This window comes from Colidextribacter sp. OB.20 (assembly GCF_009911595.1).
Lineage (GTDB): Bacteria > Bacillota > Clostridia > Oscillospirales > Oscillospiraceae > Lawsonibacter.
Window position 1 is genome coordinate 39,816 of the sequence record NZ_QWKG01000021.1, and the last position, 25,604, is coordinate 65,419.

Here is a 25,604-nt window from a genome sequence, read left to right on the forward strand (position 1 = left end):
AATCTTCGCTAAACGGTCCTTCAAGCCGGCCGTGTTACCATAACAGCGTAAACCAAAACATGGCCCGAAGAAAGGAGCCGTTTATGATGGAGATTACCTTAGAAATGGTAGAGCGCCTGAAGGAGAAGGCCAATGTCAGCTACAAGCAGGCCAAGGAGGCCCTGGAGTACAGCGGCGGCAATCTGCTGGACGCGCTGATCTATCTGGAGGAGAAGGAGTCCATCCCCCGGGACACGGGGGCCTACTACTCCACCCGGAGCGAGACTCCGCCTCCCCCTCTGCCTCCGGAGGACCCCCTGCCCGCTCCGCTGCCCGTCAAAGCGAAGAAGCAGAAGGCGCCTAAGCCTCCCCGTCCTCCCCGCTCCGGCGGGAGCGTCCGGCGGTTTTTCAATGCCCTGCGCCGCTGGCTGGTGGACAATGAGCTGGAGATCTGGCGCCGCAGCCAGCCCATCACCGCCCTGCCGGTGCTGATTTTGGTGTTGCTGCTGTGCTGCGCCCCCTGGATCACCCTCCCCATTCTGGCGCTGGGGCTCTTTCTGGGCTTCCGCTACCGCTTCTCCGGCCCTGACCTGGACCGGGACGAGATCAACAATGTGATGGGCTCGGTGGCCGACACCGCCGCCGATCTGGGGCACAAGGTCATGGACGAGCTGAAGCACGACTGGCACTCCGACGAGCAGGACAAGTAGAGGCGGACATTGTCCGCCCGCAGGCGCGCACAGCGCGCCTCTACATAACCGCATGAGGTGAACAAACATGTCAGAACGCATCCTTCTGATAGAGGACGAGGAAAAGCTGGCCCGAATGGTGGAGCTGGAGCTGAACTACGAGGGCTACGCCGTGGAAAAGGCCCTGGACGGCCGCCGGGGGCTGGATTTGGCCCTGAGCGGCTCCTTCGACCTGGTCCTGCTGGACATCATGCTCCCCCAGCTGTCCGGGATGGAGGTCCTGCGGCGGCTGCGGCGGGAGAGCCAGGTCCCGGTTATTATGTTAACCGCTCGGGACAGCGTGGTGGACAAGGTAGCCGGGCTGGACTCAGGTGCGGACGACTATATCACCAAGCCCTTTGCCATCGAGGAGCTTCTGGCCCGCATCCGGGCCGCGCTGCGGAAAAGAAGCGGAGCGGCAGACCCGGCGGTCCCCCTGGCGGCGGGGGCGCTGGTCATGGACGTGGATAAGCACCAGGTCACCGTGCGGGGCCAGAATGTGGAGCTGACCAAGAAGGAGTTCGATCTGCTGCGCTGTCTGCTGGAGAACAAGGGGCGGGTTCTCACACGGGAGACCCTTCTGGACGCGGTCTGGGGCTTCGACTTTATGGGGGAGACCAACTCGGTGGACGTGTATATCCGCTTTCTTCGGAGCAAGCTGGACGACGCCTTCGGGCTGAAGCTGATTCACACCGTCCGGGGCGTGGGCTATGTGATTAAGGAGGACTGACCGGCCAGGGGCCGTTTTCAAAAACCTGTATTCACAGCCTCAAACACCGCCTGACCGGGTTTTCCCGCCGTACTGCGTTCAATTTTCTTGCGGCACGCAATGCATTCCTGTAAAAATCTGTCTCGTCCGGCAGGAAAGCTCCTCGGCCATTCAGCATTTTTGGTTATGAATGCAGGTTCTAACAACCAAAAGGAGAGAGTGCTATGGTCATCATCTATCGTTCCAACACTGGCTTTACCCAGGAGTACGCTGAGATGCTGGGCAAGGCGGAGCATTTGACGGTCCTTCCCGCCGGCGAGGCGGAGGGAAAGGCCGGCCCGGGAGAGCCGGTCTTTTACATGGGCCCGCTGACCGCGGGCCACATCGCCGGTATCGACAAGGCGGTCAAGCGCTACGATGTCAGGGGCGTGTGCGGCGTGGGCATGTCCCCGCCCTCCCAGCAGGTGCTGGATACCATGTCCAAGGCCAACTATGTTCACGGCGCGCCTATCTTCTACCTCCAGGGCGGCTGGTCTCCGGAAAAGGTGGACTGGTTTAAGCGCCGGATGGTGAGCATGGTCACAAAATCCACCCGTGAAGCCCTGCGGGGCAAGGGCCACCGCCGCACCCCCGCTGAGGAGGCCCAGTATCAGATGCTCCTCAAGGGGGGCAGCTTCGTGGCGTTTGAAAATCTGAGATCTATCCGTATCTGGCTGCAAAGCCAGGGCTGATATCACCCTTTCCCATTGGAAAAGGAGGGGCTCAATATGGGAAAAAAGAAAATACACCGCTTTCAGAGCCCTCCGCCTGAGGACCCCATCGCGGCCGCCCGGGACTCCTCCCTCACCCTCCGGCTGAACATCATCTTTTTTCTGCGCCAGCTGGGCATCTTCCTGGTGATGGACCTGCTTCTGCTGGCCCTGGCCACCACTGGCATATTCATCTACGCGGAAAACCGCTGCGCCGACGTGGCCGCGCTGGTCAGCCAGCGGGGGGTGCCCACCCAGGAGACCCTGGCCTGGATGGAGGCCAGCGACTACACTATCACCCCCCTGGACCGGGAGCCCCGCGGAGAGACCACCGTCGGCTCCACTCTCCTGTTCCCTCACCGCCAGGAGACCCGGGGGGGATGGCGCTCCTGGAATCTCAGCGAGTATTACACCATTGAGTTGCCCAATAGCGGCCAGCCCTACGCCATCACAGTGGATACCTCCGGTATCTTCACCGGCCTGTACTGGGCGGGGGTGGTGATTCTGGCCTGTCAGGGGCTGTCCCTGATTACCAACCTCTTCCGCAGCAACCGCTCCATCCGCAAGGTGCTCCGGCCCATCCAGGACCTGGCTGCCACGGCCTCCCGGCTCAACTCCATGACCCACATGTCCAAGCGGGAGCTGGAGAGCCTGGCCGGAGAGCTGGACAAGATCGACGCCGCCCACCTGGACAGCCGCATCGACCTGCCCCCCACCCAGAAGGAGCTGCGCTCCCTGGCCCAGTCCATCAACGAACTGATGGACCGGGTGAACCAGGCCTACAGCGCCCAGATGCGTTTTGTCTCCGACGCCAGCCACGAGCTGCGCACCCCCATCGCCGTCATTCAGGGCTACGCCGCCCTGCTGGACCGCTGGGGCAAGAGCGACCCGGAGGCCCTGCAGGAGTCCATCGACGCCATCCGGGGGGAGGCCGCCTCTATGGAGCGGCTGGTGGAGCAGCTGCTCTTCCTGGCCCGGGGGGACAACAACTCCCAGCCCGTGAAAAAGGAGATTTTCGACCTCACCGCCCTGGCCGGGGAGGTACTGCGGGAGGAGGAGATGATCCACCCTGAGCGCATCTTCCTCCCCCGCTGGGGGGAGGAACTGGTCAGCATTTATGCTGACCCCGGCCTGATGAAGCAGGTCCTGCGCATTTTGATGGACAACAGCTTAAAATACAGCCCCCCCGAGGGCCGCGTCTACCTCCGGGTGCTTCAGGCGGGGGATTACGTCCGCCTCACCGTCCAGGACGAGGGCATGGGCATCCCCCCCGAGGGCATCTCCCACATTTTCGAGCGCTTCTACCGCACCGACCAGTCCCGGGACCGGAAGACCGGCGGGACAGGGCTGGGGCTGTCCATCGCCAAATGGATCGTGGAGCAGCATGACGGCTGGTTTGAGGTGGTCTCCCGCCCCGATGTGGGTACTCGAATCACAGCCGTCCTCCCCGCCGCCTCCCAATCAGAACGGGAAAAAGCGTCATAAAAAAAGAGCGCCGATGGCGCTCTTTTTTATCAGTCGTCCCACTCGGAATCGTACTTCAATATGGCCCCAGTGGTGCCGTCGATGGTGTATTCATACTCCATTCCTCCCGATTTGAACTCCACCTCATACTCCAGCAGGCCGTCGTCCCAGTCCCGCTCCACCGCCATCTTAGTAACCTGGCCCTCGGCCACTCCGGCGTGGGTCAGGGCGGCGGCCTTAGCGGCCTCCGCGCCAATATCGGCAGAAGAGATGGTGTTACCGCTCCCGTTGTGGTAGGGATCGCTGTGGAATCCGGAATTATACTCCTCGTGGTGGTCAATCTCGCACTTCAAAAGGGCACCGGTATGACCGTCCACCGTGCAATCGTACTCCGTATTCCCGCACCAGAACTCGATCTCATACTCCAGCCGGCCGTCGTCCCACTCCCGCTCGATTTTCATGCCGGTGACATCCTTCTCAGACAGACCTGCGTTGTCCAGGGCGGCCTTTTTGGCCGCATCCCGGCCCACGTCCTGACTCTGAGACGGCGTCACAGGGTCCTGAGGCGCCGGGTCCGGGGCGGCGGGAGTGGTGGTCGGAGTATTCAGGATATCCTTCTGCCCGCTGAGGACCTCCCCAGTGAAGGCGTCCACAACATACTCATACTCCCGCCCGGACACACTCAGCTCCACTTCATAGTGGGGAGGAGTATCATCCAGCTCCGGGTCCACATCCTGGACCACATTGGAGCTGAGCACCAGTGTCCCGGCGTACTCCTGCGCCGCCCAGGCCGCGGCGGACTTGCCGATGGGGATGCGCTTCTCCCCCGCCTTCAGCAGGTCGTTCAGCTCCTCCACCGACAGTGCGGCCAGCTGATCAAAGGCATCGGCATCCACGCCATTCCTCTCAATCACCTTCTGCACTAACGCAGCCTTACCCGCAGAGATGCCGGAATCGTAATTTACATAATTCGTCCCAGCATCCAAAGTAAACGTCTGGCTCAGCACAGACGTGCCCGGGGCCTGAGTCTTGAGGACCCCGTCCACCGAGGCCACCAGCTCCGCCTGGAGCCGGGCCGCCCGGTCCTGATCGTTGTCCTCCACCGAGATGAGGATGGCGGAGGAGATGCTGTCCAGATAGCCCTCCCGCACCAGGGCCCCCACAATGGCATTCACCGCCACATCCACTTTTGTGCCCTTCAGGTCGGCGCCGCCGTCCATATCGAAGAGGACCGCCGCCGCCTCGGTATTCAGGGCGGTGCAGGAGATCACCCGCTCGTTTCGGCTGACCTTCAGCTCAATGCTGGGGTTCACATCCAGGGATACCACCGAGGCCACGGCGTAGCTCTGGTGATACATCAGTCCCCCTCCGGTTCCCAGCAGCACCAGCGCCGCGCAGGCAGCGGCCAGCCAGAGCCGCAGCTTTTTCCTGGGCTTGACCGCAACGGCCTCCACGTCAATGATTGTTTGTTTCAGCTCTTTCAATTCCATCACGCTCCCGTTTTCTCCGCCGCATCGGGAGAGAATGGCTTCCAAATCGTCGGGGGCGGCCCGGTCCACGGCGTCCGCCAGCTTTCGCACCAGTTCCCGGTCTGTCATTGGCTGATCTCTCCTTTCATCAGGGCTCTCATTTTTTTCAGCCCGCGGTGGTATTTGGACAGGACAGTGGACAAAGGCAGCTCCAGCAGCTGGGCAATCTCCCGGTGCTTCAGGCCGGTGACGGCGTGGAGCAGGACAATCCGCCGCTCCTCCCCGCTCAGCCGGGCCAGCGTCTCCTGGAGAAACGCCCGGTCCTCCGGGGTGACGCCCGGGGCCTCTGCGGGGATGGCGTTCCACGCCTCCTCGTCCAGGTCCACCTGACGTCCGCTCCGGCGCAGGCGGCTCAAGGCTTGGTTCCGGGCGATGGTGAGCAGCCAGGCCATAGGCGAGCCCTGAGGACGGTAGCCTGGAGCGCTCTCCCACACCCGGACAAAGACGTCCTGGGCCACATCCTGGGCCTCGTGCCCGTCGTGGAGCAGAGACAGCGCCAGAGCGTACACCGCCCCTCGTGTCAGGCTGTACAGCCTGCCGAAGGCCTCCCGTTCTCCCTGGCCCGTCCGGCACAGCAGCCGCTCCAGCTCCCGGCGGCGCTCCTCCGCCTCTTCTGTTGTCTGGACGCTTAAGGCAGCCAGCATAGTCCATTTCTCCTGTCAAACAAGGAACGCACGGGGATGGCGTTTTATCCCCTGTTCCAAAAATTTTTTCTTCTATTATATTTCCCTTTTCTCCGGAAAGCAAGATAAAAAGCCGCCGCCCCGGCAAAACCTTCGGGGCGGCGGATCGAGAGGGGGAAGACGCTTCAACTTTCCGGGTCAATACCGGCTTTGACCAGCCGGGCTCTCAGAACAGGACCAACTGTTGTGGCAATTACCATCTTGCCCAGGTCGAAGGGAATAAAGGGAATCACACAGACCCAGAGCGCGCGCTCCAGGGTGGAACCTGTCTGAGCACAGAAGATTGCGGTGCCGAAGGCGTAGAGCACGGCGGTGGCTAAAATCATGCCGCCAATCTGAGCCGCCCGCTTTGTCGGAAATGCCTTGATTACCAGGCCGCCTATGACTACCATAGGGATGTAGCCCAAAATATAGCCGCCTGTGGGGCCGGCCAGCACGCCCAGTCCAGCCTTAAAGTTGCTAAACACCGGCATACCCACCATGCCGATGAGAATATAGACCAATGTGGCCGCTGTCGCCCGCTTCCAGCCCAGGATATAGGGGGACAGATAAAGGACAAAGGTACACAGGGTAAAGGATACTTCTCCCCAGGCCGGAATAGAAAAGGGAGCGATTACCGCGATTACCGCCGTCATCACAGCGGTCATTGCCAGGGAATATACATTGCTTTTTTTGGTTTTTGTCTCCATTGATGATCGGTCCTTTCCAAATCTCATTGTAAACTTATTACATTTTGCAGTATACAGTATTTTTCATTTTTTGTCAACTGCTTTTTTTAAAAGTTTACATCAATTATTTCCAATATGATTTCAGAAATTCTTAATGTTTCCTTCAGAGCTTTTTAGAGTTTATCTGTTATTCTGTGAATAGAATAGATTGATCTTCCAGAGCCCGGAGGGAGGAGCACATATGGCAGAGCGCACCATCTACATCCTGTTGACCCGGTCAGGGACCTGGTTTTCCCGGCTGATCCACTTCGCCACCCAGGACCGCTACACCCACGCCTCCATCGGCCTGGACGGTCCGAACGGTCCCTTCTACAGCTTCGCCCGGAAATACCGCTACCTGGCCCTGCCCGCCGGGCTGGTGAAGGAGCAGGTCACCGTCTACCGCCGGGCCGTCCCCTGCTGCCTGTATGAGCTGAAGGTGAGCGAGGAGACCTATTTCCGTCTGCGGCGCCGGCTGAGGTCCATGTACGCCCAGCGGGAGGAGTACCACTACAGCGTGCTGGGGGCCTTCGCCTGTTATTTCAACCTGTCCCTCCAGCGCCGGCATCACTACTTCTGCTCCCAATTTGTGGCCGGGCTGCTGGAGGACTGCGGCGCGGTGGAGCTGCCCAAGCCCCCCTCCCTGCTGCGTCCGGCGGATTTCTGCCGGGTGGCGGGCCTGCGCCCCATCCATCAGGGCCCTCTGGAAGGAATTTTGTCCCAGCCAGCCGCCTGAAATTTTTTAAAAAACCGCAAATTAGGGCTTGACTTTTTTGCCGGGTGACGCTATAATAGCCAATGTTGTTGCGAGTGTAGCTCATCTGGTAGAGCGCCACCTTGCCAAGGTGGAGGTAGCGAGTTCGAGCCTCGTCACTCGCTCCAAAAAGAAAGACACCCTTTTGGGGTGTCTTTCTTTTTGGTTCCCTCTCCCCTCAGCTCTTCTCACAGCCGCAGTCCTCATGGTCGTGGCCGTGGTCCGAGCAGCCGGGGCCGCCCACATAGTCGGGAATCATGTTCAGCTGGTAGGCGTTCATGGCTGTGACGGCCTCCTCCACGGTCAGGCCGGCGGCCAGATATCGGGTGACCCCCGCCCCGGCAACCGTCTCAAAGAACTGGGTGTCGTAGATAAAGCCGCACAGCAATGCCTCACACTGGGCCTCTACAATGTGCTTAGCCAGGTTCTCGGTGACAAACCGGGGCGGATCATCGGTCTCCAGGTCGAAGAGCATGACCCCCTTCGCCCGCTCCATGGTGTCGGGAATGACGGCCGACATGCCGTTTTCCTCGGTGGCTGCTGCGATCATCATAATTTTTTCCTCCTTATTTTTCAAGCCTGGCGCAGTCGGCGGGGCGGCCGGACAGCATCTCCAGCCCGTGGGACAGAGCGGGCAGGACAGCCTCCAGATTTTCCTTTGCGGCCTTGGGGGAGCCGGGCAGGTTGACGATCAGGGTCCTGCCCCGGATGCCAGCCTGGGCCCGGGAGAGCATGGCTCTGGGCGTGATCTGCATAGAGGCGTACCGCATGCTCTCTGGGATGCCGGGGGTCATGCGTTGGCAGACGGCCAGGGTGGCCTCAGGGGTCACGTCCCGGGGGGCGAAGCCGGTGCCCCCGGTGGTCACCAGGAGCTGGACCTCTCCGGCGTCGGCAATCTCCCGCAGAGCGGCCTCAATCTGCGGCTGCTCATCGGGGACTATGGCGGTCTTTACCACGGCGCAGCCCGCCTTTTCCAGCAGGCCGGCCACCAGAGGACCTCCCTCGTCGGGGCGTTCCCCTCGAAAGCTGCGGTCGCTGACCGTTACAACAGCGGCTTGAAACATAGCAATCTCTCCTACTCCTCAAATAATAAAATATCCCGGGGCTCGATGGACACTGTGATCCGCTCCCGGGCCGGGAGGGCCCGCCAGGCCATCTTGTCCAGCTCCATCCGCAGAGGCGGTGCGCCGGGGACGGCCCCCTCCGGCCGGAGAATCACAACGGTGTTGAACACGTCCTCCACCACCCGCGTCACCTGACAGGGAAAAGCGTTTTGCTCACCGGGCTCCGCTATATGGACAAAGTGGGCCCGCACCCCCATGCGGATGATCCCCTCTGGGACGGGCCGGGCCCAGTCCAGGGTCAGGTTCCATTCCGGGAGAAAAATACGCTCCCCCTGAGGGACGGCACCGGCAAAGTTTTTACAGCCGGACAGCCGGGCGGCGGACTCGGTTCCGGGGTTGTGGAACAGCTGGGACAGGTCCTGGACCGGACAGGACTGTCCCCGGTCGATGACGCACACCCGCTGGCAGCTGCGGAACACCTCCCCCCGGTCGTGGGACACCCAGAGGACAGTGCCGGAGAACTGGTCCAGCGTCTCCATCAGCTCCAGCTCCAGCTGGTATTTGAGATAGCTGTCCAGGGCGGAGAAGGGCTCGTCCAGCAGGAGGGTCCGGGGCTCGGAGGCCAGGATGCGGGCCAGGGCCGCCCGCTGCTGCTGTCCTCCGGACAGCTGGCCCGGCTTTTGACGGGAGACCCCCTCCAGCCGGAAGCGGCGGACCAGGCGGGAGACCGTCTCCTCCCGGGCAGAGCGGTCCCGGACGGCGGCGGCGATGTTTTGCGCCACCGTCATATTGGGAAACAGGGCGTACTGTTGGAACAGGTAGCCCACCTTCCGGCGCTGGGGGGGCAGGTCGATTTTGGCAGCGCTGTCAAAGAGGGTGACGCCGTCCAGGACGACCCTTCCCTCGTCCGGGGTGAGAATCCCGGCCACACACCGCAGAGTAACCGACTTCCCGCACCCGGAGGCCCCCAGCAGGGCCAGCCGTTCGTCTCCGGCCTCAAAGCGGACCTGGAGGCAAAAGCTGCCCAGCTGCTTTTGAATATCAACTGACAGGGCCACGCCCTTCACCTCCTCTCTCTCTGCCGGCTCTCCAGCAGGTTGATGGCCAGCAGAAAGGCGGCGGAGAGGGCGATATTCACCAGCACCCACCCCAGGGCCCCGGCGTCGTCGCCGGTGCGCCACAGCTGATAGACGGTGGTGGAGATGGTGGCGGTGCGGCCCGGAGTGTAGCCCGCCACCATGGAGGTGGCGCCGTACTCCCCCAGAGCCCGGGCGAAGGCCAGCACCATCCCCGCCAAAATCCCCTGCTTGCAGCAGGGCATCTGCACCCGCCAAAACACCCAGCTGTTGGACCGGCCCAGGGTACGGCCGGCGTCGGCCAGATTTTTGTCGAAGCTCTCAAAGGCCCCCCGGGCGGTGCGGTACATCAGGGGAAAGGACACCACCACCGTGGCGAAGATGGCTGACTGCCAGGTCATCACCAGCCGCAGGCCGAACACACTCTGAACCCAGGCGCCCAGGGGGCGCTTGGGCCCCAGCAGAAGGAGAAGCAGCCAGCCCACCACCGTGGGAGGCAGGACCAGGGGCAGGGTAAGCGCCACGTCCAGAACCCCCTTCACCGTCCGAGGCAGTTTGGCAATCCAGTGGGCGGCAGCAATGCCCAGGAAAAACACAATCCCCGTGGAAATGGCCGCTATGCGCAGGGAATTCAGCAGCGGATACCAGTCCATAGACGCCCTCCTTTCCGGCTATTATATCACTGGATGGGAGAAAAACCAACCCCCTCAAAAATTTGAGCGCAGGCGTCGGTCTGGAGGTAGTCCAGAAAGGCCTGAGCCTCGTCGGTGTGCTGGCTGCTGCCCAGGACGGCAGCTGGGTAGATGACCTGACCGCACATCTCTACAGTGGCGCTGTCCACCACCGTCAGGCCGGCGGAGACGGCATCGGTGCCATAGATAATGCCGCAGTCCACCACAGCCTCAGACACCTGGGTGGTGACCTCCTTCACGTTGGAGCCGTAGGTGAGGACCCCGGCGGAGGCCAGCGCCTCTTCGTCCAGCCTATAGAAGGCGAAAATCTTCTGGGTGTACTGACCCACCGGCACGTCGCTGTTGCCCACGGCCAGCAGCACATCCCCGGATTTCAGAAGCTCCGCCAGCTGGCCGAAGCCCTCAATGCCTTTTGGATTGCCCTGGGGGACGGCCAGAGTCACCTTGTTCTCCAGCAGGTCAATTCGGGTATCCGCCAGCAGGGAGCCGGACTCCTCCAGGGCGTTCATCTGCTTCTGTGCGGCGGAGAGGAACAGGTCGCAGTCCGCCCCCTCCTGAATCTGGGTAAGCAGGGTGCCTGAGGAGTCGTAGGTGGGAATGACGGTCACATTGGGGGCCTCTGTCTTGTAGGCTTCGATGATCTGATCCATGGTCTCGGTCATGGAGGCGGCAGCAAAGACGTGGAGCTCCACCGTCTCCGGCCTGGAGGCGCAGGCGGCCAGGGTCAGGGCCATCGCCGCGGCCAAGACAAGGGACATCAGTTTTTTCATATCGCTTTCTTCCTTTTTTTTCATTATTCGTATATAAGAATAGCGATTCGATATTCTTATATCAGAATAACGTTTTTATAAAATAGCTGGAGGTCCAGCTATTTTTACCAGTCTTACTTCCCGAAGGGGCAGACGGGATACCGGCAGGGCTTGCAGCCCAGGCACAGGCCGCCCTCCCCCATGGAGGCCAGGTCCGCCCGGGTGACGGGGACATCCGCCACGATTTTGGGCAGCACCAGGTCAAAGACGGTGGCTCCGGCGTACATGACGCAGCCGGGCAGACCCATAACGGGGGTGCTGTCGTCAAAATAGCCCAGCAGGAACATGGCCCCGGGCAGGACGGGGGCGCCGTAGGAGACGATGTCCGCGCCGGTGGCCCTGATGCCGCCGGGGGTGCTGTCATCCGGGTCCACGCTCATGCCGCCGGTGCAGAGAATGATGTCCACCCCGCTGGCCCTGGCCTCCCTGACAGCGTTGGCCACCGCCTCCACCCCGTCGCCGGACTGGACCACAGAGCGGGTCTCCACCCCGTAGGACGCCAGCTTGTCCATCACCACGGGGGAGAAGGTGTCCTGAATCAGGCCTTTTTTCACCTCGTTTCCGGTGACAATGACGGCGGCGGTCTTTCGCTTCCAGGGGCGGAGGGACAGGAGAGGCTCGCTCCCCGCCGCCTCCTCGGTCCTTCGCAGGACCTCCTCCGGGATAATCAGGGGAATCACCCGGGTGCCCGCCAGCTTGTCCCCCTTGTGGACCGCCGTGTTCCCGTGGCGGGTAGCAATCATCACATCCCCCACCGAGTTGACGGCGGCAAGCCGCCGGCTGTCCACCAGAAACAGGCCGTCGCAGCCGGCGAAAACCTCGATCTTGCCCTCCTTGGGGGCGGAGAGGGTCATGTGCTCATTGCGGCACAGGGCGGCCAGCCGGGCGGCCCCCTCGTCCTCGTGGAGCATACCGGGAGTCATCTCCCAGACGTACAAGTGCTCCTTTCCCATGGACAGCAGCACGGGGACGTCCTCCTCCGTCACCACATGGCCCTTCCGGAACCGGGCGTCCTTGAACTGGTCCTTGATGATCTGGGTCATGTCGTGGCAGAGGACGTGTCCCACGGCGTCCTGAGTTTGAATCAGCTTCATGCCAGCACCTCGATTTCGTCTCTGGCCCGGACCGTGCCCTCCTTCACCACCACGGCGAAGATGCCCTCAGTGGGCATGACACATTTGCCCACCGCCCTCTTGATGGCGCAGTCGCTGTGGCACTCCTTGCCAATCTGGGTGACCTCCACCTCGGTCTCCCCGACGCGCAGATGGGTCCCCACCGAAAGGCTTTTCAGGTCGATGCCCCTGGTGTTGATGTTCTCCGCAAACACTCCGCTGTCCAGGGGGATGGGACAGTTAGCCCGCATGGTGTCCACACTCTCCTCAGCCAGCAGGCTGATCTGCCGGTGCCAGTCCCCGGCGTGGGCGTCCCCCACGATGCCGTGGCGGAGTTTTAACCGAATCTCTGGGACAGGGTGCTTCTGCTCCCCTTTTTTCTCGCTGATGTTGACGGAAATAACGCTTGCCATAGGGATTCACTCCTTGATTTGATAGTCCCCGCTCTTGCCGCCCGATTTGGACAGCAGGCGGATGTGTTCGATGCGCATGTCCTTCTGGACCGCCTTACACATGTCGTAGACGGTCAGCGCCGCCGCCGACACGGCGGTGAGGGCCTCCATCTCCACCCCGGTGACTCCGGTGCAGGTGACCGTGGCGGTAATCTCCACCCGGAAGGGGTCCTCCAGCAGGGTGAAGGCGATGTCGATGCCCGTGAGGGGCAGGGGGTGGCACATGGGAATCAGCTCCCAGGTGTGCTTGGCGGCCTGGATGCCCGCCACCTGGGCCACCGCCAGCACGTCCCCCTTTTTGATGGTCCCCGCCTGGATGTGGGAGAAGGTCTCCTGGTTTACATAAATCCCCCCCCGGGCTGTGGCGGTGCGGTGGGTGACGGCCTTGTCCTTCACGTCCACCATCCGGGCCCGGCCCTGTCCATTGAAGTGAGTCAGCTCTGCCATATTCTAGCCTCCGATCTGGTTCATGCTCCGGGGGGTGTCGCTGGGGCGCTGGGTGAGGTGGTGCTCCTCCGGCTTTTGCAGAATGCCCCGGCGGATGGCCTCCTCCAGCTCCCGGCCCCGGAGGCCCTTGAGTGGAATCTCCTCCCGGCTGTGGAGGCAGCTTTTCAGCCTGCCATCCGCTGTGATCCGGATACGGCGGCATTTCGCGCAGAAGGTGTGGCTCAGGGGGGAGATAAAGCCCACCGTCCCTCTGGCCCCCGGCAGCCGGTAGCGCAGGGCCACCCCCCGGGCCTCCACAGGCTCCAGCTGGGGGAAGCGCTCCAGCACCGCCTGGCTGGATAGAAAACAGCTCCGGTCCCATTCCGCGCAGGGACCCATGGGCATCAGCTCGATGAACCGCACCTCCCAGGGCTTTTCCACCGTCAGGTCCAGGAAGTCCCCGATCTCATCGTCATTGAAGCCTCCGATGAGGACGGCGTTCACCTTCAGGCCGGTGAATCCGGCCTCCTCGGCGGCGGCAATGCCCTCCAGCGCCTGCCGGAGCGTCCCGGTGCGGGTCATGGCCGCAAAGCGCTCGGGCCGCAGGGTGTCCAAGCTGATGTTCAGCCGGTCCACCCCCGCCAGGCGGAGGGGCCCCGCCAGCTCAGGAAGGCGGGAGCCGTTGGTGGTCAGACATAGCTCCTGAATCTCCGGGATGGCGGCAATTCCCCGGCAGATATCCAGAATCCCCCGGCGGACCAGGGGCTCCCCGCCGGTGAGGCGGACCTTGGTCACCCCGCACCTGGCCGCCGCCCGGACCGCCTCCACGCACTCCTCCACCGAGAGGACATCCCTGTGGCTGAGCTTGCACACCCCCTCCTCCGGCATACAGTACCGGCAGCGGTAGTTGCACAAATCGGTCACCGACAGGCGCAGGTAATCCACCGCCCGGCCGTATTGATCCTTCATACCCCATTCCTTCCTTTCGGCGGGGCGGCACAGAGGCCGCCCCCTGCGTCTCTCCAGGGCGGCGAGGACACCGACCCTACATTTTCTCCGACCGGAGCATGATGAGCTGAGCCGTAATGCTCACCGCGATCTCCGCGGGGGTCTCTGCCTTGATGTCCAGACCGATGGGTGTGGTAATCCGGGCCAAGTCGGCGTCGGTATAGCCCATCTCCTTCAGTCTGGCGAACACCGCCGCCGTCTTTTTCCGGCTGCCGATGACCCCGATGTACTTGGCTTGGGTTTTCAAGGCCTGGGCCTGGACGGTTAGGTCGTCCTTGTGCCCCCGGGTCATCACAGCGACGTAGTCCTCCGCCGTGATGTCCCCATAGGCGGCGGGGTCGTCGTTCCGGATGAGGCGGGTCTCCTCCACACCGGAGAAGAGCTCAGGCCGGCAGAAATCCTCCCGGTCCTCCAGCACCACGCACCGGAAGCCCACCGCCGCCAGGGCGGGAACCAGAGCCTGGGCCACATGGCCGCCGCCGAAGATAAACACCCGCCCCGGAGGAATCAGCCGGGCCCGCTCCTGACGCACCCACTCCAGAGCCGCCGGGTCGCCCCCGGCCAAGTAGCGGAAGTGGACCCGGACGTCTCCGCCGCAGATCATCCCCAGGTCCTGGACCTCGTTGGGGTGCAGCAGAAAGGTCTCCTCCCGGGAGCCGCCGGACTCCAGCACCTCCTGGGCCACCTGCTCGCTGCGGAACTCCACCGCGCCGCCGCCGATGGTCCCGGCAATCCGGCCCTGGGCGGTCACCAGCATCGTGGCCCCCTTCCCCCGGGGGGTGGAACCGCTGCTGGCCTCCACCGTCACCAGGACGGCATTTTGGTTTTCCCGCAGGGTCTGTTCCAGCTGCTGAAATAACTGACGCATAGATGCCTCTCCTTTTCAATTTTGTCTCGATACAGAGCGATTTCCTGTTCCTTGGGTACCGGGGTGCGCTGTGCGCCCCTACTGCATATTGCCAAAGTATTTCTGAAACGCCTCCTGGCTGTAGGCCAGGATATCCGCCTGGAGCTCCCGGTAGGCGGACAGCAGCCCAGAGCCCTGCCGGGTCAGGCTGGAGCCCCCGCCGTTACTCCCCCCCTGGCTGCGGATGAGCACCGGCCAGCCCAGCTGGCGCTCCATCTCGTTAATCATAGTCCAGCCCTTGGAGTAGGACATGTGCATGCACTGGCAGGCGCTGAGCATGGAGCCGGTGGTCTGAATCAGCTCCAAAAACTGGGCGCTGCGCAGGCCGAAAAAGGAGGTCTCCGCCCGGAGACAGACCTGCGTCTCCAGCTGCAGCGGCTGGGGCCGGTCGGTCTGCCGGCGGCGGTATTTCAGCAGGGCGGCGTACTCGTCCCGGGTGTCGCTGTCCAGGGCGGTGCCCTGGTCCTCCACGGTCACGTCGGTGATCGGGACGCCCAGTGCCTCAATGGCTCCCTTCAGCCCGCCGCTGCCGCTGTAGCTCCTCAGCCCCTGGAAAATCTTCTGAGACAGCACCACAGGGTGGCCGGGGGTCCCCTGAAACAGGGGGCGGACAAAGTCCCCCTCCGCCGCCAGCAGGGCCTCCACCGTCGACTGCTCCACCAGCGGGATGTCCGCCGGGGACACCAGCACCCGCCGGGCCCCCTCCAGCTGTTCCAGCCCCAGCAGCAGGGAGTCCAGCATTTGAGTCTCATAGTACCGCTCATTGTGGACAAAGCGCAGGCCCAGGTCCTTTAAATGCCCCTCCAGGGTCCCCCCCTGGTAGCCGGTCACCACCACCACGGGGTCCGCCCCCGCCCCGCACATCATCTCCGCCACCCGGCGGATCATTGTCTTACCGTCCACCGGGAGCATGGGCTTGAAGGCCCCCATCCGGGAGGACACCCCGGCGGCCAAAATCAGCCCTGCCAGCTCTGACATATCTTCTCCTCCTCCCTGCTCAGGCCAAGCTCCTCCATAACGCTCCTGGCCCGGCGGTAGCGCCGCTCCCAGGCCTCCAGGGCCTCCTGCGTGCCGCAGAGGGCCCTCCTGGCCCCGAACCGCTCCTCCAGGCTGACCGGCCGGTCCTCCTGGACCAGCTTATCTGCCAGATAGAGCAGGCTGGCCTCCACCCCTGCCCCCTCAGGCAGGTCGTGGTGGAGGGCGATCACATCCGCCAGCGCCGGCCAGCCCTCCTTGACCATGATCTCGCCGCAGGCGCGGGCGTGGCCGGGCCTGCTCCGAACCAGGTCGTGGAGCAGGCAGGCAAAGCATAGCAGCTTTTTGTCCACCGGCCTGTCCACCATGTCCGCCAGCTCCAGGGCCCGCCGGGCCACCGCCCGGCAGTGGGCCAGGACAGGGGCGGGGATGGCGTATTTCTCCCAGAGCTCCGCGGCCTCCTCCTCAGTTGGGTAAGGGCAGGGACGCACCCCCAGCCGGAGAACGGAAAAGCTGTCCCCGTCGAAGGAGAGCTCCGTCACCCCGCCCCAGGGCTGGGGCAGAGCCAGCACCTGGCTGGGGGAGCGGTCCAGCAGGCGGCACAGCCACCCCCGGTTGATTCCCCCGTGGGCCACCACGGCGATATCCCCCTCAGACCGGGCAAGGATATCCCGAACCGCCCCCGCCATCCGCTCCCCGGCCTGGACAAAGCTCTCCCCGCCGGGGGGCGGGCAGGTTCCCATGCTCTGCCCCCGCAGGGCGTACTCCGCCGGCCAGCGCTGCTTAATCTCCTCAAAGGTCAGGCCGGTCCACAGGCCGGTGTCTACCTCCGCCAGCCGGCTGTCGGTGTGGACAGGCAGCCGGTCCTCCGCAAGCATCCGGGCGGTCTGGACACAGCGCAGGGCGGGGCTGGTAAACACGGCGGTGATGGGCTTCTCCCGGGCCCACTCCCCCAGCTCCGCCCCCTGGTGCAGCCCCGCCTCAGACAGCGGGACGTCCTGGGCATAGCCGCAGGTATGGCCCTCCCGGACCTTGGGCTGTCCATGGCGAATCAGATACAATGTCCGCATACTTCAAGCTCACCCTCTACATGTTCCGTGCAATACACAGGTAATACCCCGTCTTCACACCCTGGGGCCAGTCCGGCCCGCGGAGTGCCTCCGCCAGAGCGCACCCCTCCCCGGCCATCATGGCGCTGGCCCACAGGGAGGTCAGCAGGCCGGTGTGGTCCTCAAAGAGGACGGGCTCCAGCCCGGCCCGGTCCAGGCGCTCCTCCACCTCCTCCCGGCTGTCCAGCCGGCCCAGGGGGGTGGCGGCGCCGCCGCCCTGACCGGCGTACAGGTCGGAGAGGACCAGATGTCCCCCCGGCTTCAGGACCCGGGCGCACTCCCCCAAAACCTCCTCCGGCCGGTCTATCTGAGACAGGGCGCACTCGATGAGTACGCCGTCGAAAGCTCTGTCTGGGAAAGGCAGCTCCTCCGCCCGGCCCAGGGCCACCTCGGGGCACTGGCGGACCGGGTCGCTGTCCAGCCCGGAGACCTGACAGGCAAACCGCTCCCGGAGGAACCGCACCGTCCCGCCATTCCCGGCGGCCACGTCCAGCAGGCGGCTGCCCGGCCCAAAGCCGCAGAGCTCCGCCGCCCGCGCCGTCAGCTCCAGCCCGCCCGGCTTCTCCCCGCTCCCGCAGTCCCGGAACAGGGAGGCCCACCAGCCGCTCACAGCACCAGCGGCGTCAGATACGCCGCGCAGAAGGGGATCAGCTTCCCCTCCCGGTAGACGTGGAGGCTGCACTGGCGCAGCCGCTCCAGGTCCAGGCTGCCAGCATCCTGGAAGTTCATGGATGTAATCGTGAAGCCGCGGGCCTGCTTCCACTGCAAAAAGCCCTCCAGGGAGTGGAGGTCCCCCTCCGGCTCACAGCAGCAGCCCTCCCCCGGTCGGCTCCAGCGGGCGCCGATGTAGTCCCGGTTCTGCCGGGCCGGGTCGGCGGAGCCGCAGCAGGAGACGGGGGGCCTGTTCCGGTTGGACAGGGCGTAGACCCGCCCCCGGGGCAGGGCGATATAGTCCCCATGCAGGCCGCACAGGGGGTGGTCACAGGCGGAGGGCACCAGGCTCTCCCTGGGGATGAGCCCCCCGGTCTGGACCACAATGCCATCCAGCAGCTGGCCCATAGTATACCGTTCTTCCTCACCGGGAAGAACGGGTACCCGGCCAAAGTAGCTCACCGGCTGGAAGTGCACCCCCCGGACGGCGGGGACCCGGGCCATGCCAAAGCGGAGGGTGTCCCCGATCTGGTCCGTGTTCACCCCTGGCACCAGGGTAGGCACCAGGGTGACTCCGACGTGCTCCTCGCCGCAGACCCGGATGGCCGCCTCCTTGACGGCCAGCAGCTCCCGGCCCCGGAGGGTGCAGTACACCTCCTCCGTAACCCCGTCAAACTGCAAAAAAACGATGTCCAGCCCCGCCCGGGCCAGCTTACGGAGATATTCCGGCTCCTCCGCCAGCCGCAGGCCGTTGGTATTCACTTGGACATAGGGGCACCCGGTCTCCTTGGCGTATGCCACAATCTCCGGCAGGTCGTCCCGCAGGGTGGGCTCCCCGCCGCTGAGCTGGAGCAGGGTGCCGCCCGTCCGGCGGACGATGTCGTTGATCCAGCCCTTTACCCGCTCCAGAGGCGGGTCCTGGGTCTGGCCGTTGTCGGCAAAGCAGAAGCGGCAGCGGAGATTGCAGCGGTCCGTCACCTCCAGCAGGGTGCAGCAGGTGTTTCGCAGATGTTTATCACACAGGCCGCAGTCCGCCGGGCAGTTCAGGCCGGGCTCCGCCCCAGTCTCCTCCCGGGGGCCGGTCCAGTCCTCCAGGGCCTCGCTCCCCTGCCAGATCAGGGTGGAAAACGCTCCATGCTCCGGGCAGGCTTTCTCCTGATAGCATCGCCCATCCCGCTCCACCCGGACCGCCGGGACACGCCGCAGACAGACGGGACAAACGCTGGTGGTTTTGTGCATGATAAGTCCTCCTAAAGGCTCCGTTTCTGCATCCCAGTGCCGGAAAAGCCGGCGATGGTCCGGGTTCTGATGCGCTCTGGGACGGGAATCCCCGCCTCCGCCAGCGCACGGTGGATATTTTCCGGTTCCGGGGGAATTACTCCGTACAGAGTGAGCGTCCCTTCCTCCAGGGCGTAGTCCACCACGCCGGGGCAGGCCAGCAGGACGCCGTCCAGCGCCCACAGCCGTCCCCCGCCGACTAGGCGGCCGCCCCAGGGGAGCATCCGCCGGACAAAGCTGCCGCAGGGACAGGCCCCCGGCAGAAGCGTCCCCATATCCCCCGTCCGGTAACGGATAAAGGGCATGGCCCGGGGGTCCAGGGTGGTAAAAACCAGCTCCCCCGGCTGGCCGTCGGGGAGGCTCTCTCCGGTGCTCGGGTCGATAACCTCCACCAGAATGTCGTTCTCCCGGATGTGGCAGCCCTGATGGGCGGAGCACTCCACCGCCACCCCGAAGCCCATCTCCGTCATGCCGAAGTGGTTGAACACCTGGCAGTCCAGCAGCTCCCCCACACGGCGGATCAGGGCGGGGTGGGCGGCGTCAGCGCTGAGCAGAACCGATTTCACCCTGGCCCGCTGTTTCGGGGGAAGCTGGGCGCCGTACTCCGCCAGCCCCAGCACCTGAACGGGGATGCCCACCGCACAGCCGCAGCCAGAGGTCCGGAGCAGGTCGTAGCCGGCCCGAATATCGGCCACCGGCCCCCCCTGGACCGCCTGAACGCCCATCCGGGCCAGGCTCTTCTCCAGCAGGTCGCCCACGCTCCCCGGCTGCTGCCCGGGCATGAGAATCAGCACCCGATCTCCGGGAGAGACCAGCTCTCCCATGCCGTGGGCAAAGAAGTCCACCGTCCGCTCCTGGTCCTCCTGAGCGAAAAAGACCCGCTTCGGGGCGCCGGCGGTGCCCGAGGTCTTGAGGGTCACAATCCGCTCCACCTGGCTGGCCGGACAGCACAGCCAGCTCTGAGGGCCGGCCCGGAGCTGCTCCGCCGTGGTGAAGGGAATCCCCTCCAGGTCCGCCCGGTTGGAAACGTCCTCAGAACGGACCGCCCGCAGGTGCTCCCGATAGAAGGGGCTGCACTCCTTCGCCCGGTCCAGGACCTGCCGCAGCCGCTCCAGCTGCCAGCGGTCCAGCTCCTCCCGGCTCCCACAGCCCGTCCGCGCCCTGATCCAGGGCTCCAGCACTGACCGCCTCATACCTCGGCGTCGTCCCCTTCCTCCATCAGCTTGAACCAGAAGCTGACGCACATGTCCTCCGACAGATTGCGCACAGTGTGCTCTGTGTCCAAGGGAATCTGGAGCACATCCCCCTCGTCCAGATGATAGACCTCTCCGGTCTCGAACTGAATCTCCATCTTTCCCCGGGAAACAATGCCGATCTCCTCGTAGCGGTGCTTGGAGGCGTAGTCCACCTTGCCCCCCGTCAGGGTGAGCACATCCAGCTTATACCGGGAGCTGGCGGAAAAGATGGACTCCAGCTTAACCATATTGTTTACATTGTAGATGAGGGAGCGCTGTCCCTTTTTTATCAGCATGGAATCCGGGGAGGCGGGCTCCGCCTGCTCCGGCTGACCTTCGCTCTGTTTGGGGGCGGCCAGGTCGTCGATGGCGATGTGGAGCGCATAGCAGATCTTATGCAGGTTGTTGATGGAGGGCTGGCTGAAGCCCCGCTCAATCTTGCTGAGGAAGCCGGTGGACAGTCCGGTCTTTCCGGCCATCTCCCGCAGGGTCAGACCGTGCTGCCGGCGCAGGTCCCGGATGGTGCCGCCCAGCTGCTCAGATACTTTCCTCTGACTGTTCACGGTGCCGCACCTCCTATTTATCCTCCAGCTGCATTTCCACCTCGGCCACCCGGCCCTTCACCAGCTCCTCCGACAGATAGACCTGTCCGCAGACCGGACAGCGGGGGGCGTCGGCGAAAAACATGTGGCCCACATATTCAAAGTCCACCCGTTTGACCTCCAGGGGGCATTTGCACAGGCTGCAAATCATGGGCTGTTCAGACATGCTCTTTTCCCTCCAATATCTGCATCCGGTGGGCGTATACGTTCACCAGCTCCCGGCAGTTCTCCAGGTTCCGGTACTCCACCCATACGGTCATCCGGCCCACCTGGGCGTGTCCCACCCGGGTGCCGGTCTCCGGATTGGTCAGGCTCCTCCCGGTACGCTCACAGGTCTCCACAACCGCCTCCACGTCCTCCCGGAGCAGGTAGCCCCGGTCCATCTTCTCCAGCAGCTCCGGCGTAATCAGCAGGGGCGCCGCTGTGTGAGCTGTCTCCATCTTATCCCCCTCCTCCGGGCAGTATCGCAGCAAGAGCTGCCGCTTCAGCCAGCGCCGGTTCTCCCGGCCCTGGGTGGCGGTGGGGGCGGGGACGTCCCACAGGCTGCCCGCGCCACCGGGGAAAAGGGCCCGCAGCAGGTGGGCCGCCTCCTTGCCCTGCCGGGCAAAGACGTCCCGGCAGTTGGCGCAGTATACCAGGTAGGGCAGCGGGCTGGCCTCCATGCGGTTTCGCGTCACCCCCTCCGCGTACTTGGGGTTGGCGATCTCCACCTGTCCCCCCCAGCCGCAGCACTGGGCGTATTTTCCCTCCAGCGGCAGCGGCTCCACCCGGAAGCCCGCCTTTTGTGCCAGGGACCGGACTGCCCTCTGGGCCTCCGGAAAGTCCCGGCTGGGACAGGGGTCAAAGACGGCGGCCGTCTGCCCCGCTCCAGCGGCGGCTATGGGGATATTCCAGCTGTCCAACAGCTCGTAGAGGGACATTCCCTCCACCTGGGGCAGATGGCGCCGGAGCTGCTTGCGGCAGTTGAGGCAGGCAAAGACCACCTTGGGCCGGCCCAGCGACTCCCAGACCGCCAGGAAGCGCTCCGTCACCTCATTGTGGAGCGCCTCCTCCCCCGCCCACTCCGCCGGTGCGCCGCAGCAGGCCTGATAGAGGGCGGCGGAGGGCTCCCGCTCCAGGATGGCCCCAAAGCTGTCCAGCACCAGCCGGGGGTCGGAGCCCCCCAGGCGGCAGCCGGGGAAAAACAGATACCTGGGCATCCCGCTCCCCGAGGGATTGACCACCGCGGAGGCCTCCTTGCAGGAGAAGTCCATATCCCGCAGCCAGAACTCGTGGTAGGCCCAGGGCATGGCCTTCTCCTCCACCATCCGCCGGTGGCTGTCAAGCAGGTAGGTCCCAGTGTCCAGCGACACGGGACACACCTGTTTACACAGCCCGCAGTGGTTGCAGGTGGCGATCATCCGGGTGCCCAGCCGGGCCTTTCGGGACAGGCTCACCGGCTCGATGGTGGTCTGTACCTCCTCCTCCACCCGCTTGGGATATTTGCGGTAGCTGCGCATCAGATCGCAGTACTTCACGCAGGCGTCGCACTGGCATTGCTGACAGCGCCCAGCCTCGGCCACGGCCTCCTCCTCTGTAAATACCTCCTCCCCCCGATGTATGGGAGGGGTGTAGGGCAGCAGAGCCGGGTCCGGATGGAAGCGGGTGGAGTAGTCCCGCAGGGGCTCGTTCATGGCTCCGATCTTCAAATACCGCTCTATGGCCTTGGCAGCCAGCAGGCCGTCGGCGATGGCCTCCATCACACTCCGGCCTGTCAGCTCTCCGCCCAGGAAGAACCCCGCCCGTAGGGAGGCGCAGGCCCCCTCGCCGGACAGCTCCAGCCCGAAGGACGCCCCGCCCTCTCCAGTAGCGACATAGACCGCGTCCGCCTCAAGCCGGGACAGGTCGTCCACCGGGGTAGAAAAGCGGAAGTCTACCTTCTCATACATGAACTGCCGCTCTAGCTCGGGCAGAAAGACCTCCTCCGGCAGAAGCCGCCGGAGGGAGCCCCCCATACGTTCTTCCTTCTCAAAGATAACGACCTCATACTTTTTGGAGGCCAGCCGCAGAGCGCAGGCCAACCCGCTGGGGCCCGCCCCGATGACGGCAATCCTCGCCGGCCGCCTGGGCAGGTTGTAGCTGTTGGGCCTGGTGCTGGGGGCGTGGGCGATGGCCGCCGCCTCCAGGTCCCGCAGGGCGATGGCCCCCCCCTTGGCGGAAAAGACGCAGGCCCGGGCGCAGGGCTGGTCACACAGCCTGCTGACAATGCCCGGAAAGGCCACCGCATCCCGGTAAAACCGATAGGCCGCGCCGAAGGCCCCCCGCTTGATGTGACCGATAAAGGTCCTGACATCCAGGCCAAAGGGGCAGACCGAGGCGCAGGGAGGCGGATCGTTCTGCATACAGGCGTTCAGTTCTTCCTTAAAGCTGGCCATAGGGATACCTCCTTGAAAGAGACCGCAGGGTGCGGCGACTCGGCGCGCCGGGTCGTCGCACCCTGTGTGGAAAGGATCAGTGCGTGGAAAGGAAGTGCTTAGAAGGGCTTGGCCGCGTTCTTGTCGTCAAGAGGCTCATAGAAGCTGTCGCCGCCGAAGGTGACGGGGTGGGCCTTGATGTACTCCAGCTCCTCATAGAGGTCGCCGCCCAGGAAGTACTTGGCAGGCTTGTAGGGCTCCTGACCAGCGGCGATGGCGTCCATGCCGGCCTTGATCTTGTCGGGGGAGGCGGGCAGCTCATAGACGCGCACGCCGCAGGCCCGCTTGATGCCGTTGATGACCGCCATGTGGCCGGAGGCCTGGAAGGCCTCGGAGGACCCGGAGGACCCGAAGGGGCCGATCTCGTCGGGCCGGTCGATGAGGACCACATTGATATCGTCGGGGGTGTCGGTGCAGTAGGGCACGCCGGACCGGGCGATGTTGCCGTGAATCTTCACGTCGTCATAGTTCTCGGTAAGGGCGAAGCCGATGGAGTGGGAGATGCCGCCGTAGGCCTGGCCCAGAACGGCCGCGATGTTGCCCGGCTTGCCCACATCGGTGACGCAGGCGAAGCGGATGCAGCTGGCCTTGCCCGTCTTGGCGTCCACCTCCACCTCGGCAATGTTGAAGCAGTAGGTGTAGGAGGGGTTGGGGTTGCCCACGCCGGTGTTGGGGTCCATGCGGCACAGCTTCTTGCCCCGGGGCGCGGTGGTGGTGCAGCTGAACCGGCCGCGGTAGCGGGTGGGGATGTTCTCGGCCGCCATCTCCTCATAGGTGCGGTAGCTGCCGTCGGGCTTGCGCATGGCGTCCAGCAGCTTGTTGGCCGCGTCGATGGTGGCCTTACCGCTCATGAAGTGGGTGCGGCTGGCGCCGGACATGCCGGAGTCAGGGCACAGCTTGGTGTCGTTCTGCACCAGCCGAATCTGCTCGGGCTTGATGCCCAGGGGCTTCAGGGCCTCCAAGGTGAGCATCATGGAGCCGATGTCGCCGCCCTGGCCCAGCTCCTGATAGGTGTCGTACTTGGTGATGGTGCCGTCGGGATTCAGCTCCAGATCGGCATAGGCCTCGTCCGTGGCGCCCTCGGTGACATTGAAGCCGCCCCAGGCCACGCCCACAGCCCGCAGCTTTTCGGGGGTGGAGGTCTTTTTCGCGTGCTCTACCATCTCCTCATAGATGGGCTTGGCCTTGACCATGATCTCCTCCATGGGGTACTGGGGGTAGTCGTAGCTGGCAGTGGTGGTGTCGCCCTCGTGGGCGATGTTGCGCCAGCGAATCTCGAAGGGGTCCAGACCCAGCTTCTCGGCCATCAGGTCCATCATGGACTCGGAGTGGGTGTAGGCCTGAGGAGAGCCGTAGGAGCGGTAGGCGGTGGCGAAGTTGTGGTTGGTGTTGGCGATGCGGCCCAGCGCGGCCACATGGGGCACATTGTAGGGGAAGTAGGCGTGCCGGACCACCTTGGTGATCAGGTCGTCGCCGCCCCAGGAGTAGGCGCCGTGGTCCACGCCGAACTCATACTCCGCGGCGATGATCCTGCCCTCGCTGTCGCAGGCCAGCCGGCCGTTGGAGTAGGCGGGGGCCCGCTTGCCGGAGAAGTGCTGGTGCTCCTCATAGGTCATGGACAGGGAGACGGGCATTCCGGTGACCACTGTGCAGGCGCCGCACAGGGCCAGGTCACTGGCGTTGGTGGACCAGCCGAAGCTGGCGCCGGTGGGATTCATCAGCACACGCATCTTGCTGGTGGGAACACCCAGGCTGCCGCCAATGCGGTTGATGGAGGAGTAGACGCCCTGGCTCTTGCACTGGAAGGTGAGGAAGCCGTCCTCGTCGAAGTAGGTCTGCATCACGTCGCCCTCGATGGACATGTGAGGCTGACGGGTGGAGTAGAAGGAGCCCTCCACCACATTGGGGGCGCTGTCAATCATCTCACGGACCTTCTCGGCATCCTCCAGGCCCACGCCCTTGAGCAGGGGCTGCTCGCAGTAGATGTTGGGGGTATCGTCGTGGACACGGGCGGCGTCGGGCATGACAGCCTCCAGGTAGCTCAGGGCCTCGGGGAGCTTCTCGATGTCCACGGTCACCTTGGCTGCGGCAGCCTGGGCATGGGCCCGGGTGTCGGCGCAGACCACGGCCACCACGTCGCCGTAACGGAAGATTTTCTCGTCGCACAGCACGCGGCGGGAGGACTCCAGCACGGTGGAGCGCTCGTGGAACTGGCCCTCGGCCAGGACGTTGGTGCCTCCGGCGGCCTTCAGCTCCTTGGCGGTGACCACCTTGTAGACGCCGGGCATCTTCTCGGCCTCCTCGGTGTGGATAGCCAGAATTTTGGCGTGGTGGGCCACACGGGGCTGGACAATGGCGCCAAACAGGGTATTTTCAGGGAAGGACAGCTCCTGGTCGTCGCCGTAGTCGTACAGGCCGCAGACCTTGGCCAGGGCGGTGGGCCGCACCAGGGG

Annotated in this window: 27 protein-coding genes and 1 tRNA gene; 6 read left to right on the forward strand and 22 right to left on the reverse strand. The window is 64.2% G+C overall.

Translation table 11 applies throughout. The features are described 5' to 3' along the window. The first annotated feature begins 83 nt into the window (after nt 1–83). The 4 genes from D1641_RS06915 (at nt 84) to D1641_RS06930 (ending at nt 3,650) form a co-directional block, all read left to right on the forward strand. Entirely contained in the window at nt 84–689 is a 606-nt protein-coding gene (locus tag D1641_RS06915; protein ID WP_160664032.1) for a hypothetical protein, read from the forward strand. Nucleotides 690–756: 67 nt separating this feature from the next. Next, complete coding sequence (locus D1641_RS06920; protein ID WP_160664036.1) at nt 757–1,437, forward strand: response regulator transcription factor; 681 nt, start codon at nt 757–759, stop codon at nt 1,435–1,437. A 203-nt stretch (nt 1,438–1,640) separates the two neighbouring features. Next, complete coding sequence (locus D1641_RS06925) at nt 1,641–2,147, forward strand: hypothetical protein (protein WP_160664038.1); 507 nt, start codon at nt 1,641–1,643, stop codon at nt 2,145–2,147. A 36-nt stretch (nt 2,148–2,183) separates the two neighbouring features. After that, a complete protein-coding gene (locus D1641_RS06930; protein ID WP_160664040.1) occupies nt 2,184–3,650 on the forward strand; it encodes a HAMP domain-containing sensor histidine kinase in 1,467 nt (488 codons plus the stop codon). 29 nt (nt 3,651–3,679) lie between these two features. On the opposite strand, the gene D1641_RS06935 is transcribed toward D1641_RS06930, so the two are convergent. From D1641_RS06935 to D1641_RS06945, 3 genes are all read right to left on the reverse strand, one after another. Then, nucleotides 3,680–5,227 carry a PepSY domain-containing protein gene (locus tag D1641_RS06935; protein ID WP_160664042.1) on the reverse strand — a complete coding sequence of 516 codons (1,548 nt, stop codon included), beginning with the start codon at nt 5,225–5,227 and terminating at the stop codon, nt 3,680–3,682. Continuing rightward, a complete protein-coding gene (locus tag D1641_RS06940) occupies nt 5,224–5,802 on the reverse strand; it encodes an RNA polymerase sigma factor (protein WP_160664044.1) in 579 nt (192 codons plus the stop codon). Before D1641_RS06940 ends, D1641_RS06935 begins: the two co-directional genes overlap by 4 nt. Before the next feature lie 164 nt (nt 5,803–5,966). After that, a complete protein-coding gene (locus tag D1641_RS06945; protein ID WP_201757275.1) occupies nt 5,967–6,530 on the reverse strand; it encodes a biotin transporter BioY in 564 nt (187 codons plus the stop codon). A 220-nt stretch (nt 6,531–6,750) separates the two neighbouring features. On the opposite strand from D1641_RS06945, the gene D1641_RS06950 reads away from it, so the two are divergent. Beyond that, entirely contained in the window at nt 6,751–7,284 is a 534-nt protein-coding gene (locus D1641_RS06950; protein ID WP_160664048.1) for a hypothetical protein, read from the forward strand. A gap of 70 nt (nt 7,285–7,354) precedes the next feature. Further along, nucleotides 7,355–7,430 (forward strand) — tRNA-Gly (locus tag D1641_RS06955). A 50-nt stretch (nt 7,431–7,480) separates the two neighbouring features. Here the strand turns inward: D1641_RS06955 and D1641_RS06960 are convergent. From D1641_RS06960 to D1641_RS07050, 19 genes are all read right to left on the reverse strand, one after another. After that, complete coding sequence (locus D1641_RS06960; RefSeq protein ID WP_160664051.1) at nt 7,481–7,855, reverse strand: hypothetical protein; 375 nt, start codon at nt 7,853–7,855, stop codon at nt 7,481–7,483. Between the two features lie 13 nt (nt 7,856–7,868). Then, nucleotides 7,869–8,366 (reverse strand): MogA/MoaB family molybdenum cofactor biosynthesis protein, encoded by a 498-nt coding sequence (locus D1641_RS06965; RefSeq protein WP_160664053.1) that lies wholly within the window; start codon nt 8,364–8,366, stop codon nt 7,869–7,871. A gap of 11 nt (nt 8,367–8,377) precedes the next feature. Continuing rightward, a complete protein-coding gene (locus D1641_RS06970) occupies nt 8,378–9,424 on the reverse strand; it encodes an ATP-binding cassette domain-containing protein (RefSeq protein ID WP_160664055.1) in 1,047 nt (348 codons plus the stop codon). A gap of 5 nt (nt 9,425–9,429) precedes the next feature. Then, nucleotides 9,430–10,095 (reverse strand): molybdate ABC transporter permease subunit, encoded by a 666-nt coding sequence (gene modB, locus D1641_RS06975; protein ID WP_160664057.1) that lies wholly within the window; start codon nt 10,093–10,095, stop codon nt 9,430–9,432. A 26-nt stretch (nt 10,096–10,121) separates the two neighbouring features. Then, nucleotides 10,122–10,904 (reverse strand): molybdate ABC transporter substrate-binding protein, encoded by a 783-nt coding sequence (gene modA, locus D1641_RS06980; RefSeq protein ID WP_160664059.1) that lies wholly within the window; start codon nt 10,902–10,904, stop codon nt 10,122–10,124. A 113-nt stretch (nt 10,905–11,017) separates the two neighbouring features. Then, nucleotides 11,018–12,037 carry a molybdopterin-binding protein gene (locus D1641_RS06985; RefSeq protein WP_160664061.1) on the reverse strand — a complete coding sequence of 340 codons (1,020 nt, stop codon included), beginning with the start codon at nt 12,035–12,037 and terminating at the stop codon, nt 11,018–11,020. Continuing rightward, nucleotides 12,034–12,468: an MOSC domain-containing protein gene (locus tag D1641_RS06990; RefSeq protein WP_160664063.1), complete on the reverse strand. Its 435-nt coding sequence runs from the start codon at nt 12,466–12,468 to the stop codon at nt 12,034–12,036. Before D1641_RS06990 ends, D1641_RS06985 begins: the two co-directional genes overlap by 4 nt. Nucleotides 12,469–12,474: 6 nt before the next feature. Next, nucleotides 12,475–12,954, reverse strand: a complete 480-nt coding sequence (gene moaC, locus D1641_RS06995; RefSeq protein ID WP_160664065.1) for a cyclic pyranopterin monophosphate synthase MoaC — start codon at nt 12,952–12,954, stop codon at nt 12,475–12,477. Between the two features lie 3 nt (nt 12,955–12,957). Beyond that, nucleotides 12,958–13,902 carry a GTP 3',8-cyclase MoaA gene (gene moaA, locus D1641_RS07000; protein ID WP_160664067.1) on the reverse strand — a complete coding sequence of 315 codons (945 nt, stop codon included), beginning with the start codon at nt 13,900–13,902 and terminating at the stop codon, nt 12,958–12,960. A gap of 76 nt (nt 13,903–13,978) precedes the next feature. Then, nucleotides 13,979–14,809: a xanthine dehydrogenase accessory protein XdhC gene (gene xdhC, locus D1641_RS07005; protein ID WP_160664069.1), complete on the reverse strand. Its 831-nt coding sequence runs from the start codon at nt 14,807–14,809 to the stop codon at nt 13,979–13,981. 78 nt (nt 14,810–14,887) lie between these two features. Continuing rightward, a complete protein-coding gene (locus D1641_RS07010; RefSeq protein WP_160664071.1) occupies nt 14,888–15,826 on the reverse strand; it encodes an NTP transferase domain-containing protein in 939 nt (312 codons plus the stop codon). After that, complete coding sequence (locus tag D1641_RS07015) at nt 15,805–16,893, reverse strand: histidine phosphatase family protein (RefSeq protein WP_160664073.1); 1,089 nt, start codon at nt 16,891–16,893, stop codon at nt 15,805–15,807. The genes D1641_RS07010 and D1641_RS07015 overlap by 22 nt, the downstream gene beginning before the upstream one ends. Before the next feature lie 16 nt (nt 16,894–16,909). Further along, entirely contained in the window at nt 16,910–17,542 is a 633-nt protein-coding gene (gene trsM, locus D1641_RS07020) for a DVU_1556 family methyltransferase (protein ID WP_160664076.1), read from the reverse strand. After that, on the reverse strand, nt 17,539–18,822 hold the full coding sequence (trsS, locus tag D1641_RS07025; RefSeq protein ID WP_160664078.1) for a radical SAM (seleno)protein TrsS: 1,284 nt from the start codon (nt 18,820–18,822) through the stop codon (nt 17,539–17,541). The genes trsM and trsS overlap by 4 nt, the downstream gene beginning before the upstream one ends. Nucleotides 18,823–18,833: 11 nt before the next feature. After that, on the reverse strand, nt 18,834–20,054 hold the full coding sequence (locus tag D1641_RS07030) for a DVU_1553 family AMP-dependent CoA ligase (protein ID WP_160664080.1): 1,221 nt from the start codon (nt 20,052–20,054) through the stop codon (nt 18,834–18,836). Further along, nucleotides 20,051–20,659, reverse strand: coding sequence for a helix-turn-helix transcriptional regulator (locus D1641_RS07035; protein ID WP_160664082.1), 609 nt, complete (start codon nt 20,657–20,659; stop codon nt 20,051–20,053). The genes D1641_RS07030 and D1641_RS07035 overlap by 4 nt, the downstream gene beginning before the upstream one ends. Before the next feature lie 13 nt (nt 20,660–20,672). Continuing rightward, on the reverse strand, nt 20,673–20,864 hold the full coding sequence (locus tag D1641_RS07040; RefSeq protein ID WP_160664084.1) for a DVU_1557 family redox protein: 192 nt from the start codon (nt 20,862–20,864) through the stop codon (nt 20,673–20,675). Beyond that, on the reverse strand, nt 20,857–23,112 hold the full coding sequence (locus tag D1641_RS07045) for a pyridine nucleotide-disulfide oxidoreductase/dicluster-binding protein (protein WP_160664086.1): 2,256 nt from the start codon (nt 23,110–23,112) through the stop codon (nt 20,857–20,859). Before D1641_RS07045 ends, D1641_RS07040 begins: the two co-directional genes overlap by 8 nt. 98 nt (nt 23,113–23,210) lie before the next feature. After that, nucleotides 23,211–25,604 (reverse strand): xanthine dehydrogenase family protein molybdopterin-binding subunit (locus D1641_RS07050; RefSeq protein WP_160664088.1); only part of this gene is annotated, 2,394 nt, incomplete at its 5' end.